The organism is Brevibacterium oceani (genome assembly GCF_013623835.1).
Taxonomy (GTDB): Bacteria; Actinomycetota; Actinomycetes; order Actinomycetales; family Brevibacteriaceae; genus Brevibacterium; species Brevibacterium oceani.
Genome location: NZ_JABKDE010000009.1, coordinates 181,192 through 196,034 on the forward strand (window position 1 = coordinate 181,192; position 14,843 = coordinate 196,034).

Below are 14,843 nucleotides of genomic sequence, written 5' to 3' on the forward strand. Positions count from 1 at the left end.
GGATGAACGAGCCCCGGACACCTGATGGTGTCCGGGGCTCGTTCGCGTTCGGAAAGACGGGGACACGCCTCGCCGAGGCGGTCGATCCCTACGCTGCGAGCCGGGCCGTCCGTCTCGCCGCCTGGACCTTCGGGTCGGGGACCGGCGCGGACTCGATGAGCTCACGCGTGTAGGCCCGTTGCGGGTCGGTGAGCACCTGCCGGCTCGGACCCTGTTCGACGATCGCTCCGTCCTTGAGGACGACGACCTGGGAGGCGAGCTGTTCGACGACGGCGAGGTCGTGGCTGATGAACAGGCAGGCGAACTCGTGTGCTTCGTGCAGCTCGGAGAGCAGTCGGAGCACTCCCTGCTGGACGGAGACGTCGAGCGCTGAGGTCGGTTCGTCGGCGATGAGGAGCGTGGGGTCGAGAGCCAGTGCGCGGGCGATCGCGACTCGCTGCCGCTGCCCGCCCGAGAGTTCGTGCGGATAGCGTTCCGCGAAGTCGGCGGGCAGGCGGACGTCGTCAAGCAGGCTGCGCACCCGGGCCGTCGTCTCCTTCGGACTGAGGTCACGGTGGACGCGCAGCGGTTCGGCGATCTGCGTGCCCACGGACCGGCGTGGGTTGAGCGAACCCCGAGGGTCCTGGAAGACAACGCCGATGTTCGCGCGGCGTCGACGCTGCCGGCGATTCGGTCGCGTGGTCACTGCCTCACCGGCGACGAACGCCTCGCCCGAGGCAAGGGCCTGACCGCCGGTGAGGGCATTCGCGATCGTCGACTTCCCCGAACCGGATTCTCCGACGAGGCCCATGATCGTCCCGGCCGGAACGACGAGCGAGACGTCGTCGAGGGCGCGGAGCTCGCCTCCGGGAGTGCGATGGACGACGCTCGCCGAGCGCAGCTCGGCGGCCGCAGCCGCAGGCGGGGTCTCGGCGGCGGAGGTCGCGGGGGAAGTGGCCGCAGCGGGCTGCTGGGTCGAGGCGGGGCGCGCGTCGGGGGAGTGCTCGACGGCAGGCACCTCGGCAGAGTCCGCGACGACAGCAGAGCTCCCGACGACAGCGCTGAGCCTCGGCACCGCGGCCAGCAGCTCCTTCGTGTAGGGATGGGCCGGAGCGGCGAAGATCGCCTCGGCCTCACCGGTTTCGACGATGCTGCCGTCCTTCATCACGGCCACGCGATCGGCGACATCGGCGACGACGCCCATATCGTGGGTGATGAGGAGGACGGCCTGCCCCTCGTCGGCCTGCCGGCGGAGCAGGTCGAGGATCCCGGTCTGCACCGTGACGTCGAGGGCCGTCGTCGGTTCGTCGGCGAAGAGGACCTGCGGTGCGTTGATCGTCGCCAGCGCGATCATCGCCCGCTGCAGCTGTCCGCCGGAGAGTTCGTGCGGATAGGCCCGCATGATCCGGTCCGGTTCGGGCAGACCGACCTTGCGCAGCTGAGCGGCGACGCGATCGCCGGTCGGCGCGCGGCTGCCGGACTCAGCCTTGGTGTCGGACCGTGCCTGAGCTCCGGCCCCGGCAGTCCTTCCGGCGTCCTTCGCATGGGCACGGACCGCCTCGGCGATCTGGGATCCGACGCGGAACATCGGATTGAACGCACCCATCGGCTCCTGGAACACGACGCCGATGCGTTCGCCGCGGATCGGCCGCAGCTGGTCCGCATCGAGACCGACGAGGTCGACATCAGCGCTCAGCCCATCCGACTGCCCGACCGACCCCGACTGCCCGGCCCCTCCCGCATCCGAACCACCGTGGAGGATCACGGACCCGGTCTGGCTCGCCCCCGGCACGAGGCCGAGCGCGGCCAGCGCGGTCACCGATTTGCCCGAACCGGACTCGCCGACGAGGGCGAGGACCGAGCCCGGGACGAGGTCGAAGGAGACGTCCCGGGTGATCTCACGCGCGCCGAAGGACACCGAATGTCCCTCGTAGCGCAGTGCCACTGCGATCTCTGCCATCGACGCTCAGCCCTTCAGCGAAGCCTTGAAGTACACGGGGTAGGCCGGGAAGTCGCCGATGACGAAGTTCTCGACATTCGAACCGTGCAGGAACGAGTTCTTCGTGTAGATGAGCGGAACGATCGGCGCATCCTCCATGATCGTCTTGTCGGCCTCGGCCCACACCTTCTGCGCTTCGGCAGGATCGACGGTCTCAGTGGCCTTCGTGATGAGAGCGTCGACGTCCTTGTTCTCATACCGCGAGAGGTTGAAGTTGCCGTTGCCGATCTGCGAGGAGTCGAAGAGCGGCTGGATGTTGCCGTTGGCCGAAGGGAAGTCCGGCTGCCAGGATCCGAGCACGAGGTCGTAATCGGGTTTGTTCGCCGTGGCATCGGCCGAATACGTGTTCGTGTCGACGGACTTGATGGTCGTCTTGATGTCGACGCGGGCCAGCGCCTCCTGGATCGCCTCGGCCTGAGCCACCGAGGTCGCATCGTTCTTCACCAGCAGCTTGAGTGTGCCGAGCTTCTCACCCGACTCCTTGAGCAGGGACTTCGCCTTCTCGACGTCGCCGCCCGGATCGGCCTTGTACAGGTCGTAGTCCTGCCGTCCGGGGATTCCCGGAGTGATGAGCGTCGAGGCGTAGTCGCCGGCGATCTCGCCGCCGCCGGCGATGCGGTACGTGTTCTTGTCGACGGCATAGTTGATGGCCTGCCGGACCTTGACGTCGTCGAGGCCCTTCGACTCGTTGTTCATCGCGAGGTAGGCAAGCGCCCCCGGCCCCGAGGTGACCAGTCGTGACTTCGCATTCGCATCGTTCTGCACCTGTGCGAGCTGGGAGGCGGGCACGAAGCTTGCGGAGAAGCCGTTCTTCGCGTCCCCGGAGTCGGAGATGAGTGCCTGCGAGGTCACCGACGCATCCTGCCCCAGCTTGAACACGACCTCGTCGGGTCCGGCCGTGCGCACGGGATCGGTGTCCTCGTCCCACTCGTCATTGCGGGTGAGCACCGCCTCGGCGCCGGACTTGTTCGACTCGACCTTGTACGGGCCCGAGGCGACGGGATCCTGACCGTACTTGCCGGGGTCGTCGGAGTCCTTCGGCACGGGCGAGAACGCGGGCATCGAGGCGATCCACGGGAAGTCGCCGAACGCGGAGTTGAGGTGGAAGACGATGGTCTTCTCATCGGGGGTCTCGATCGAGTCGAGCTCCTTGCCCGTGAACGGGCCCTTGTAATCCGATCCGCCGACGAGCACCGACTTGTGGTAGCTCAGGCCGCCGGAGAGCTCAGTCGAGAAGGAGCGTTCGAGACCGTACTTGATATCGGCGGTCGTGATCGGCTTGCCGTTCTCGTACTTCAGACCGTCCCTGAGCGTGAACGTCCACGTCTTGCCGTCGTCGCTGGCCTTGCCCGTATCGGTGGCCAGGTCGGGCACGACCTTCGCCTCCTTGCCGGGCTGGATGTCCCACGTGGTCAGACGGCGGAGGACGAGCCCGAGCGAGGTGATCGCCAACCCCTGGCTCTTGCCCGGATCGAAATCGATGTCGGGGTCCTCGCTGAAAATGCTCAGCGTCCCGCCCTTGTGAGTCTCACCGAGCGTGTCGGACTGCGAATCGTCGTTCAATTCGGGGTTCGCATTGCATCCGGTGAGGACGAGGCCGAGGGCGAGGGTGGCCGCGACGAGCGCTGATCTCTTCATGGTTTCCTTCTCAACTGAGGTGTGGCAGAGGTTGATGGGGTGAGACTGCGGGCGGTGTCTCATCGACTCGCCCGGATTCTCGGGTCGAGGAGCGAATAGCTGAGGTCGGCGAGCAGATTCGCGATGATGACGATGGCTGCGGCGAAGAGGGTGACCCCGACGATGACCTGGATGTCGAGGCTGGAGACGGCCTCGAGCAGCAGGGTGCCGACGCCGCCGAGGGCGAAGACCTTCTCCGTGATCACGGCCCCGCCCAAGAGTCCGCCGACGTCGATGGCGAACAGCGTGGTCAGCGGCACGACGAGGTTGCGCAGCCCGTGTTTGCCGATGACGACGGTCTCGGACAGTCCCTTCGCCCGGGCCGTGCGGATGTAGTCCTGGCCGAGCACCTCGAGCATCTGCCCGCGGGTGAGTCGTGCGTAGATCGCACCGTTGGCGATCGCGAGCACGACCCACGGCAGGATGAGGTGGAAGGCCCACATCGCCGGGTTCTCGGTCAGGGGGATGTAGCCGCCGATCGGCAGCACGTTGAGGGTGAACCCGAAGAGGAGGACGCCGAGGAGGCCGAGCAGATAGGTCGGTGCGGAGATCCCCGTGATCGCCGCCCCCATCACCGCGCTGTCGGTGAAGGTGCCCCGTCTGAGTGAGGTGATGAGACCGGCGGCGATGCCGCCGACGGCCCAGAGCACGGCGGCGCCGAGAGTCAGGGACAGGGTGATGGGCAGGCGGGAGACGATGAGGTCGGTGACCGATTCGCGCAGCCGGAACGAGTATCCGAAGCATGGGGCGTCGCAGTGGATCGCCGCGGCTCCCGAACCGAAGGTGCGGCCGGTGACGATGCCGCCGAGGAAGTCGAAGAGCTGCTTCCACCAGGCCTGATCGACGCCGAGGTAGCGCTCCACCTCGGCGAGCCTGTCCGAAGAGCACGGCTTTCCGCATGAGTACTGGGCCGGATTCGAAGGCATGAGGTAGAAGATCGCGAAGCATGCGGCCGCGATGATGAGGAGAACGAGAATCGCACCGATCGTGCGGGAGGCGATGAATTTCGCTCGGTTCACGACTGGCCTCCTGCGCTCATCGGATCGGCTGCCGCCGCGTTCTCATTCCCGTGCTCTGCAGGGTCGAGGGCGTCGCGCAGTCCGTCTCCGAACATGTTGAACCCGAGCGTGACGAGGAACAGCGCCATGCCGGGGACGATGAGGTACATGGGGTCGACCTGGACCCAGCTGATCGCATCGGAGATCGACCGTCCCCACGAGGGGGTGGGCGGGTTGACGCCGACCCCGAGGAAGGACAGGGCCGCCTCGGCGCCGATCTTGCCCGGAATCGACACCGTCGTGAACACGATGACGGTGGCAAGGATGTTCGGGGCGATCTCGCGGACGATGATGCGGCCGCTGCCCGTGCCTTGGGCGGCCGCGGCGCGGACGAATCCGCGTTCGCGCAGGGACAGGGTCTCGCTGCGGATGACGCGGGCGATGGACGGCCAGCCGAAGAGTCCGATGACGAGGATGAGCAGCAGCGGGCGGGGGAAGCTCGCGGGAACCGTGGCGGACAGGGCGATGGCGAAGATGAGGAAGGGGAAGCCGAAGATGATGTCGGTCAGCCGCGAGAGCAGGCGGTCGGCGATGCCGCCGTAGAATCCGGCGACCAGTCCCACTGCGACGCCGACGGCCACGGACACGACCGTTGCGGCCAATCCGATGAGCAGCGACACCTGGGCGCCGTAGGACACGATGGCGAACAGATCGCGCCCGGTGCGGGGCTCGACGCCGAACCAGTGCTGCGGACTGACGCCGCCGAGGTGGCCCGCTGGTGACGTGTCGGGACCGAGCAGATCCGGATTGTAGGCGTAGGGACTGTTGCCGGTGATCGCGGAGAAGACCGGGGCGAGGACGGCGAGTGCGATGAAGAGGACGACGAGTCCGAGCCCGATCATCGCCGGGCGGGAACGTCGCAGCCGGGACCAGACGGTGTCCGAGCGACGGCTCGGCTCTGGTGGGTCTTCAGGCACGCCAGGGGTCCTTCGATTCATGGTCGCGGATAGTTTGCTGGAGTTCGGGATCGCCGAACTGCTCAACAATTATGCGCCTGACTGTCGCCTGGGCAAAGTTTGGGGAGCCTCTGTGACGCGGCAGACAGGGGTGCGGCGACCTGTTTTCGTCGAGCCGCAGCAGTCGAGGATGGGCGCGGGAAGTGATCTGGACTACTGTGGATGTGTGACGAATTACAGATTCGAAGACTTCAAGCCCACCATCGACGAGTCCACGGGAGAACCGGACGAGCGCACGAAGGGGTATTTCGCCTCGACGAGCGTGGGCTTCCACGACGCCCGGTCCACCGATGCAGCCCTGAAGGGCCGCGTCGAGCGGGCGATCGCCGATGGACGCAACCTCACGGCCGTCTACGCCGATCAGGAATACGATCATGGGCTCGACTCGTCCATCCCGGTGGCGACGTTCGCGTGGTTCGAGAAGCTCGTCAACGTCGGCGGGGGACGCCTCGTGCCCGGGCACCTCATCACCTGGATCACGGTGCGCCCGACGCATCGTCGGCGTGGTCTGCTGCGGTCGATGATGACCACGGACCTCGCCGAGGCGAAGGCGAACGGCTACCCGTTCGCCGCACTCACCGCCACCGAGGGCGGGATCTATTCGCGGTTCGGCTTCGGAGTGGCCACGTGGTCGCACTCGATCGAGGTCGATACTTCGCCCGGATTCAAGATGGTCCGCGAACCCGACCGACGCGTCGAGATGTGCCTGCCCAGTGAGCTGCGGGAGCTGGCTCCAGAGATCTACGACCGGTTCATGCGCACCTCGCCCGGAGCGATGCAGCGACAGCAGACCTACATCGAGCGCGCCACCGGGGCGCTCAACACCGAGACCGGTGAGGAGGACCGCGGCGTCCGCGCGGCTCTGCACTTCGATGAGCAGGGTGAGCCCGACGGCTACGTGTCCTACAAGTTCGCCGGCTGGTCGAAGACCCCGCCGACGGTCGACCTCATCGACTTCGTCGCCGTGACCGATGCCGCGTACGCCTCCCTGTGGTCGTTCCTCGCCGCCATCGACTTGTCCACACGGGTGACTTTCGGCGAATCCGCCGAATACTCCCCGCTGCCATGGCTGCTCACCGATTCCCGGCGAGTGAAGACCGTGGCCACCGAGGACAACATCTGGATCCGCATCCTCGACGTCAAGGCCGCCCTCGAAGCCCGGCCCTGGTACGTGCCGGGGACGCTGACGATCGACATCGACGACTCCCTCGACCTCGCCGGAGGCCGGTTCACGATCACCTCGGACGGTGAGAGCGCCGAGGTGACCCCCGCGTCCGAATCGACGCCGGCAGATCTGGGGCTCGGCATCGCCGAGCTCGGATCCCTGTACTTCGGCGGAGCCGATCCCGTCATCCTCGCCCGCGCCGGACGCATCGACGAGCAGACGCCCGGAGCAGCAGTGCTCGCGAGCGCGATGTTCAGCCTCGGCCGGGCACCGTATTCGCCGAACGGATTCTGAAGCTTCGGCGGACGCGCGGCGGGACGGGTCGGCGCCGACCGGCTCGCCGCTGTCCGGCTTGCTCTGTTGAGCGATCTTCCCAGAATCTGAGACCTTGTGAAAGCCTTCACAAAGTCTCATAAGATGGACACGTCCCGGACGCAACAGGAGGAAATCAGTGCCCAAGCCCGTCGTGCTCATCGCCGAAGAACTGTCACCGGCCACCATCGAAGCCCTCGGAGGAGACTTCGAGGTCCGCCACACCAACGGCGCTGACCGATCCCAGCTCCTGCCCGCCATCGCCGATGCCGATGCGATCCTCGTCCGCTCGGCCACGCAGGTCGACGCGGAGTCCATCGGTGCCGCGAAGAACCTCAAGGTCATCGCCCGCGCCGGCGTCGGGCTCGACAATGTCGACGTCCCCGCAGCCACCTCGGCGGGTGTCATGGTCGTCAACGCACCGACGTCGAACATCATCTCCGCAGCCGAGCTGACCATGGCCCACATCCTGGGATCCGCACGCTACTTCGGTGCCGGCAACACTTCGCTCAAGGCGGGGGAGTGGAACCGGAAGAAGTACACCGGCGTCGAACTCTACGAGAAGACGCTCGGCATCGTCGGCCTCGGACGCATCGGCGGACTCGTGGCCGAACGGGCGAAGGCCTTCGGCATGCGCCTGGTCGGCTACGACCCCTACATCACGCAGGCCCGCGCCGCCCAGATGGGCGTCGAGGTCCTCGACCTGCCCGGACTGCTCGCCGTGTCCGACTTCGTCACCGTGCACATGCCCAAGACGCCCGAGACGATCGGCATGATCAGCACCGAGGAGCTCAAGGCCGCGAAGCCCGGCGCCCGGTTCGTCAACGTCGCCCGCGGCGGCATCATCGACGAAGAGGCGCTCGCCGAGGCGGTCGCCTCCGGTGAGATCGGCGGAGCCGGCATCGACGTGTGGAACGTCGAACCGCCTGAGCACTCGGCGCTCATGGACCTCGACGCCGTCAACGTCACCCCGCACCTCGGCGCCTCGACCCATGAGGCGCAGGAGAAGGCCGGCGTGGCCGTGGCGAAGTCCGTGCGCAAGGCCCTGGCCGGGGAACTCGTCCCCGACGCGGTCAACGTCGCCGGCGGCGCCATCCACGAGGACGTGCGCCCGGGCATCCCGCTGGCCGAACGTCTCGGCCGCGTCGTCAACGCCCTGGCCGATTCCTCGGTCACGCACTTCAAGGTCGAGGTCAACGGCGAGATCGCCGACAAGGACGTCTCCGTCCTCAAGCTCTCGGCGCTCAAAGGCCTGTTCAAGGACGTCGTGTCCGACCAGGTCTCCTACGTCAACGCACCGCTGCTGGCCGAAGAGCGCGGCATCGGCGTGGAACTCGTCACCGACCCGTACTGCGAATCCTTCCGCAACATCACCCGCCTGACGGCGACGACGAGCACCGGACAGCGGATCTCCGTCTCGGGCACGGTCACCGGACCGAAGCTCGTGCAGAAGCTCACCGAGGTCGACGGCTACTCGCTCGAGATCGAACTGACGGACAACCTGCTCATCTTCCGCTACGAGGACCGTCCGGGCATCATCGGTCAGCTGGGCCTGGCGCTGGGCGCCAACAACGTCAACATCGCCGGCATGCAGGTCTCGCCGGCCTCGACGAGCAATGAGGCGCTGTCCGTCCTCGCCGTGGATTCGGTCGTCTCCGACGAGGTCGTCAAGGCCGTCGCCGGTGCCGTGAACGCTTCGGCCTTCACCGGCGTCTCGCTGCAGGAGGACTGATCGTCTGAGCCGACCGGTCGTCTGAGGCGACCGCCGCGCAGGCCCGAGGGCCCGCTCAACCCTCTGGAAGGGGCGAGCGGGCCTTCGTCGTTGCCAGCGTCCACACCTCATCGGCGAGCACGGCCGCCGAGATGCCGATGAGGGCTCCGGCGAACGTGTCGGAGAGCCAATGCACCTGCAACGCGGTCCGCGACCACATCATGGCGAGGATCCACACCGCGGCCAGGAGCATCGACCAGTGGAACCGCAGGCGCTGCGGCACCTCGGTGGGGTCCATGGAGCCGGCGCGGATCATCTGCGAGCGGGTCGCGATGATCGCCAGGCCCATGGCCAGAGCGGCCGCACCCATCGAATGCCCCGACGGATAGGAATATCCCAAGGATTCGTAGAGCTGGTGCTCGGGGCGAACCCGGGTGACCACGGCCTTGAGCGACTCGGACAAGGCGATGCCCAGGAGCATGGTCGTCACCAGATACCCCGCGGATCGGAAGCGGCGGCGGACGGCGAAGATCGCGGCGAGTATGCCGGTGCAGATGACCGCGCCCAGCCCTCCGCCCACCTCGGCGAGCGTGACAGCCATCCAGTACGGGACGGTCTCGAGGTCGAGACCGACGAGGTTGAGCCAGGCCACGTCGATGGTCGTGGGCCCGACGATGCTTGTGCGCAGCCACAGTCCGAAGGCCAGGACGAGCAGGATGGCCGGCAGGGTCGACCACAGCAGCCAGGCGGGCTGGCGGATTTGAGCAGAATCCGGCGGCTGACGGATCAAGCGTTCCAGAGGCCGTAGGTGTCGGCCAGGGAGGCGATCTTCTTCGCGCGAGCCAGACGGGGCAGGTAGGAGCCGTCGGTGATCTCGGATCCGCCCTCGGCGGCTTCGAGCATCTGGCGGGCCCAGTCGCGTTCGTCCTCGCTCGGGCTCATCGCCTCGTTGAGGGTGTTGACCTGGTCGACGGTGAGGACGAGTTTGCCGGTCATGCCCATCATGTGGGTCACCTCGGCGTCGGCCCAGACCTTGTCATCGTCGGCATCGGCGGCCGAGGGACCGTCGATCGGGCCGGGCAGGCCGCCCATGCGGGAGGCGATGGTCAGCCGGGAACGGGCATAGGCCAGGGCCATCGGGTCACCGGAGAATCCGGTGTCCTTGCGGAAGTCGTTCGTGCCGAAGGCCAGACGGAAGGTGCCGGGCGCCTCGGCGATCTTCGTGGCGTTCTCGACGCCGCGCGCGGATTCGAGGAGCGCGATGACGGGCAGACCCGCCTTCGCACGCATCGCGGTGTAGGAGACCTGTTCGGGACGTTCGGTCTCCGGCAACATGACTCCACGCAGTCCGGGCAGCATGGCGATCGCGGCGAGGTCGTCGTCCCAGAACTCGGATTCCATCTTGTTGATGCGCACCCAGGCGGACATGCCGCTGTTGAGCGCGCGGACGACGTTGTCGCGGGCGTCGAGCTTCTTGTCATCGGCGACCGAGGCCTCGAGGTCGAAGATCACCGAATCCGCTTCCGAAGTCTGCGCGGGAGTGAAGATCTCCTCCTTCGCGGCATTGACGAGCAGCCAGGACCGGGAGAGCTTGGCGGGCAGGGCTGCGGCACGGGCGTTGCGGATGGTTTCGGTCAATGATCGACTTTCTCTCGGGGCTGGACGCTGGCGGCCCCCACGGGGTTTGGGGTGCTATATTCCATCTTCGTCTCTTGGGCTGCAGTTTTGTAGCCGTCAACGCGGTTTGGGACGTGAAATTGTTCATGATGGCGACCGTGGGGCGGGATTTCGGGTCGCTGGCGAAGGCTCCGGAGAGTGCTGGCGCGGAAATCACGGCCACAGTCCGGGTGGTGTCGGTTCGCCCCACAAGCCGTCCGGATAGTAGGACGCCCTAGTTGCATGGTGAGATGCGGCCTATGCTGTCACCATGAAGTTCTCAATCGCAGTCATGCCCGGCGACGGAATCGGCAACGAGGTCGTCCCCGAAGGTCTCAAGGTCCTCCGTCGTGCCATCGAGGTGTCGGGCGAGCCCGTCGAGCTCGAGCTCACCGACTACAATGTCGGTGCTCAGCGTTTCCACGAGACCGGTGAGACGCTCACCGACGAGGAGCTCGAATCGCTGCGCAAGCATGATGCCATCTTCTTCGGCGCATGCGGGGATCCGACGGTGCCGTCGGGCGTGCTCGAGCGCGGCGTCATCCTCAAGATGCGCTTCGGGCTCAGTCACGCGGTGAACCTGCGACCCTCGAAGCTCTTCGCCGGTGTGACCAGCCCGCTGGCGGAACCGGGGAAGATCGACTTCGTCGTCGTCCGCGAGGGAACCGAGGGCTCGTACACAGGATCGGGCGGGTCGGTGCGCACCGACACCCCGCAGGAGGTCGCGACCGAGGTCTCGGTCAACACCTGGTACGGCGTCGAGCGTGCGGTGCGCGATGCCTTCGAGCGCGCGCAGGCTCGGAACAAGAAGCTCACCTACGTGCACAAGCACAATGTCATGGTCCACGCCGGTCACCTGTGGCGTCGCGTCGTCGAGAAGGTCGGCCAGGAGTACCCCGAGGTGGTCGTCAACTACGAGCACACCGATGCGTGCACGATCTACATGGTGACGAACCCCGAACGCTACGACGTCATCGTCACCGACAACCTCTTCGGCGACATCCTCACCGACCTCGCCGCCGCGGTGACCGGCGGAATCGGCCTGGCTGCCTCGGGAAATCTCAATGTCGAAGGCACGGCACCGAGCCTCTTCGAGCCGATCCACGGTTCGGCTCCGGACATCGCCGGGCAGCAGATCGCCGACCCGACGGCGTCGATCCTCTCCGGAGCGCTCATGGCCTCCCACCTCGGACTCGAGGTCGTGGCGAAGGCCATCGAGGACGCCGTCGAAGCCGACCTGGCCGAGCGCGACGGAACGAAGCGCTCCACCGCCGAGGTGGGCGACGCGATCGCCGCACGACTCGGCTGAGGCTGCGCGGCCGCCTCGGCGAGGCTCGGATCCGCAGACGACAATCCCCGACTGCAGGGTCGATGAGGACATCACCCCGGTGCGACGCGCGCCGGGGTGATGGACTACCCTGACAGTGTCACTCATCACACATGAGAAACATGAGAAAAGAGTTCCGATGACTGAATTCACTGTTCTTAAGAATCTCCAGCCGCAACCCGAGCTGGTGCGAGAGAACATCAAGAAGGATCCCGGCTTCGGCCAGTACTTCACCGATCACATGGCGCACATCCGATACACGATCGATGACGGCTGGCAGGCACACGAGGTCAAGCCCTACGGACCGCTGGTCCTCGACCCGGCCGCTGCGGTCTTTCACTACGCCCAGGAGATCTTCGAGGGTCTCAAGGCCTACCGTCACGCCGACGGTTCGGTCTGGACCTTCCGCCCCGAGCGCAACGCCGCGCGGATCAATCGCTCCGCCGAGCGCCTGGCGCTGCCGCAGGTGAGCGAAGAGGACTTCATCAACTCGCTCAAGGCCCTCGTCTCCCTTGATCAGGCTTGGGTTCCGACACCGGAGTCGGCAGCCGATGAGTCGAGCCTGTACCTGCGTCCGTTCATGATCGCCACTGAGCGGTTCCTCGGTGTGCGGGCCAGCCACGAAGTGGACTACTACGTCATCGCGTCGCCTGCCGGGCCGTACTTCTCCGGCGGCATCAAGCCGCTGTCGATCTGGCTGTCGCCGAAGCTCAAGCGCGCCGGCGCCGGCGGCACCGGATTCGCCAAGTGCGGCGGCAACTACGCGTCCTCGTTGGTGCCGACCAACGAGGCGGCCGCCAAAGGCTGCCAGCAGGTGCTCTTCACCGATGCGGTCGAGAATAAGTACATCGACGAGCTCGGCGGCATGAACCTCATGCTCGTGACCAAGAGCGGCAAGCTGCTCACCCCGGCGCTCAGCGATTCGATCCTCGACGGTGTGACCCGCCGTTCGCTGCTCGACCTGGCTCCTCAGCTGGGGCTCGAGCCCGAAGAGCGCCAGATCTCCGTCGAGGAGTGGCGAGAGGGGGCGGCCAGCGGCGAAATCGTCGAGGCCTTCGCCTGCGGCACCGCCGCGGTGATCACGCCGATCAGCAAGCTCGTGTCCGATGACTTCACCATCGATCATGGCGAAGACGCCGGCGAGAAGACGATGGAGCTGCGCAAGACGCTGCTCGACATCCAGTACGGTCGCGCCGAAGACACGAACAACTGGCTGGTGCGCCTGGCCTGAGGGTTTGGCTGAAGGTTTGGTAGTGGCTTCGGTTGGAAGAGACCTGGTCCGCTGCACGGCCCAGTCCGCGTTGGACAGCCCAGTTTCGGGAGTGAGCTATCCAGCGTGGACTGGGCCGAATCGGATTCAGGGACGGGGGCCGACGCGGTCGTAGAAGTGCGGTGGGCCTGCTCAGCGGTTGTTTTACTCAATTGTGCGTTAATTGGGGTACTGTGTCTTCGTGCACACCACCACCTCGGCGTCGGTTCCGACAGCCTCCGAAGTCATCGCTCACCTGCCATGGAAGTGGCGCACCCAGGGTGCCATCTTCATCATCGGCGGGCTCGGTTTCATGTTCGACGCCTGGGACGTCGCGCTCAATGGGTTCCTTATCCCGCTGCTCAGTGACTATTGGGATCTAAACGTCGGGCAGGCCGCATGGATCGCCACGGCCAACCTCATCGGGATGGCGCTGGGCGCGTTCATCTGGGGCGGCATCGCCGATGTCATCGGTCGGAAGAAGGCCTTTACACTCACGCTCCTCGTATTCTCGGTCTTCACGGTCGCCGGTGCTTTCGCGCCGGCCTTCGGATGGTTCATCCTCTTTCGGTTCCTCGCCGGTTTCGGGCTCGGCGGATGCATCCCCGTCGACTATGCGCTGGTCGGGGAGTTCACTCCCAGCCGCCACCGCGGTCGCGTGCTCACTGCGATGGACGGATGGTGGCCGATCGGGGCGTCGCTGTGCGCCTTCGTCTCGGCTTACCTGCTCGGCTTCGGAGATTGGCGACTGATCATGCTCGTCATGATCGTGCCCGCGCTGTTGACGGTCGCAGTGCGTTTCGGAATTCCGGAATCACCTCTCTATCTGGCCTCGGTCGGCCGCTATGCCGAAGCCGACGCCATCATCAGACGGCTGGTCGAGCGCACCGGCGCAGAGGTCACCGAGTGGACCCACGAACCGGTCGGCGGCGCCGGGGCAGTGCAGGAGACAACCGCGGGGCCCAAAGTCAGCGGGCAGCTGCGTGCGGCGAGCGGTCAGCTGGTGCAGCTGTGGCAGCACTCCGCGAAGACGACGCTCGTCGCCTGGTCGCTCTTCGTCTCGGTCCTCCTTGTCTACTACGCGGCACTGACATGGCTGCCGGGGATCCTCAAGAAGCAGGGGCTTGCCGATCAGGCGGCATTCCTCGTTACCGGGTCGATGACCGCGGTGGGCATTCTCGGCGTGATCGTCTCTGCGCTCATCGTCGAACGATTCGGACGCAAGTGGGTTCTCGGAGTCTCGTCAATTCTGGCTGCGATCCTCCTCGTCGGATCCGCCGTATTCATCGAAGCCTCCGGCACCGAACTCACGTGGTCGGCGAAGGCCGCGATCATCGGTTTCGGCTTCGTCATCCAGATCGCGATCCCGACGCTCTACACCTATGTCTCCGAGCTCTACCCGACCCGCTTGCGCGGATCCGGCTTCGGCTGGGCTTCGGCGGCATCGCGTCTGGCGACGGGAATCGCGCCGATCGCCTTCGGTGCGTTCATGTGGCCCGTGCTCGGCCTGACGCTGACTTTCGCCCTCACGGGAGCCCTCGTCGTCGTCGCAGTGGTGCTCATGGGATTGCTCGCCAGAGAGACGACCGGCGAAGAGCTGAGCTGAGGTCACGATTCGGTTCTGACCTCACGATTCGGCTCTGACCTGTAAGAACACCCGCCCGGAATCTTGTGTCAGTGCCGAGGTTTAGTGTTGTGGGTATGGAAGCAGAGCAGGTTCCGGACGTTCTCACCGAGATTCATCGGTGGCGTCG

11 protein-coding genes are annotated in these 14,843 nt (G+C 66.2%); 5 read left to right on the forward strand and 6 right to left on the reverse strand.

Translation table 11 applies throughout. The annotated features are described in order from the left end of the window. Positions 1-88 precede the first annotated feature (88 nt). From HK401_RS18265 to HK401_RS18280, 4 genes are read right to left on the reverse strand one after another with little or no spacing between them, the layout of a single operon-like run. Positions 89-1,939 (reverse strand): ATP-binding cassette domain-containing protein, encoded by a 1,851-nt coding sequence (locus tag HK401_RS18265; RefSeq protein ID WP_181276066.1) that lies wholly within the window; start codon positions 1,937-1,939, stop codon positions 89-91. Positions 1,940-1,945: 6 nt separating this feature from the next. Continuing rightward, the gene (locus HK401_RS18270) at positions 1,946-3,616 is read right to left on the reverse strand and encodes an ABC transporter substrate-binding protein (protein ID WP_181276067.1); all 1,671 of its coding nucleotides are present in this window, start codon (positions 3,614-3,616) and stop codon (positions 1,946-1,948) included. Between the two features lie 59 nt (positions 3,617-3,675). Further along, complete coding sequence (locus HK401_RS18275; protein WP_181276068.1) at positions 3,676-4,674, reverse strand: ABC transporter permease; 999 nt, start codon at positions 4,672-4,674, stop codon at positions 3,676-3,678. Continuing rightward, a complete protein-coding gene (locus HK401_RS18280; protein WP_309136041.1) occupies positions 4,671-5,630 on the reverse strand; it encodes an ABC transporter permease in 960 nt (319 codons plus the stop codon). Before HK401_RS18280 ends, HK401_RS18275 begins: the two co-directional genes overlap by 4 nt. A 205-nt stretch (positions 5,631-5,835) precedes the next feature. Here HK401_RS18280 and HK401_RS18285 point away from each other — a divergent pair, with 205 nt between their 5' ends. Both HK401_RS18285 and serA read left to right on the forward strand, forming a co-directional pair. Continuing rightward, positions 5,836-7,128 carry a GNAT family N-acetyltransferase gene (locus HK401_RS18285; protein WP_181276070.1) on the forward strand — a complete coding sequence of 431 codons (1,293 nt, stop codon included), beginning with the start codon at positions 5,836-5,838 and terminating at the stop codon, positions 7,126-7,128. A gap of 157 nt (positions 7,129-7,285) precedes the next feature. Further along, the gene (serA, locus tag HK401_RS18290; protein ID WP_181276071.1) at positions 7,286-8,878 is read left to right on the forward strand and encodes a phosphoglycerate dehydrogenase; all 1,593 of its coding nucleotides are present in this window, start codon (positions 7,286-7,288) and stop codon (positions 8,876-8,878) included. A gap of 55 nt (positions 8,879-8,933) precedes the next feature. Here serA and HK401_RS18295 read toward each other — a convergent pair whose 3' ends face one another. Then, positions 8,934-9,647, reverse strand: a complete 714-nt coding sequence (locus HK401_RS18295; protein WP_181276072.1) for a phosphatase PAP2 family protein — start codon at positions 9,645-9,647, stop codon at positions 8,934-8,936. Beyond that, complete coding sequence (locus HK401_RS18300) at positions 9,644-10,495, reverse strand: HpcH/HpaI aldolase/citrate lyase family protein (protein WP_181276073.1); 852 nt, start codon at positions 10,493-10,495, stop codon at positions 9,644-9,646. Before HK401_RS18300 ends, HK401_RS18295 begins: the two co-directional genes overlap by 4 nt. A gap of 289 nt (positions 10,496-10,784) precedes the next feature. Between HK401_RS18300 and HK401_RS18305 the strand changes: the two genes are divergently transcribed. From HK401_RS18305 to HK401_RS18315, 3 genes are all read left to right on the forward strand, one after another. Then, the gene (locus tag HK401_RS18305; protein WP_181276074.1) at positions 10,785-11,822 is read left to right on the forward strand and encodes a 3-isopropylmalate dehydrogenase; all 1,038 of its coding nucleotides are present in this window, start codon (positions 10,785-10,787) and stop codon (positions 11,820-11,822) included. 157 nt (positions 11,823-11,979) lie between these two features. Further along, positions 11,980-13,071, forward strand: coding sequence for a branched-chain amino acid aminotransferase (locus tag HK401_RS18310; RefSeq protein ID WP_181276075.1), 1,092 nt, complete (start codon positions 11,980-11,982; stop codon positions 13,069-13,071). Positions 13,072-13,291: 220 nt separating this feature from the next. Then, entirely contained in the window at positions 13,292-14,695 is a 1,404-nt protein-coding gene (locus HK401_RS18315; RefSeq protein WP_181276076.1) for an MFS transporter, read from the forward strand. The last annotated feature ends 148 nt before the right edge of the window (positions 14,696-14,843 follow it).

Bases quoted from the DNA above. Each gene is read 5' to 3' on its own strand.
- HK401_RS18270 (WP_181276067.1), bottom strand. From the start codon at position 3,616: ATGAAGAGATCAGCGCTCGTCGCGGCCACCCTCGCCCTCGGCCTCGTC.
- HK401_RS18310 (WP_181276075.1), top strand. From the start codon at position 11,980: ATGACTGAATTCACTGTTCTTAAGAATCTCCAGCCGCAACCCGAGCTG.
- HK401_RS18265 (WP_181276066.1), bottom strand. From the start codon at position 1,939: ATGGCAGAGATCGCAGTGGCACTGCGCTACGAGGGACATTCGGTGTCC.
- HK401_RS18305 (WP_181276074.1), top strand. From the start codon at position 10,785: ATGAAGTTCTCAATCGCAGTCATGCCCGGCGACGGAATCGGCAACGAG.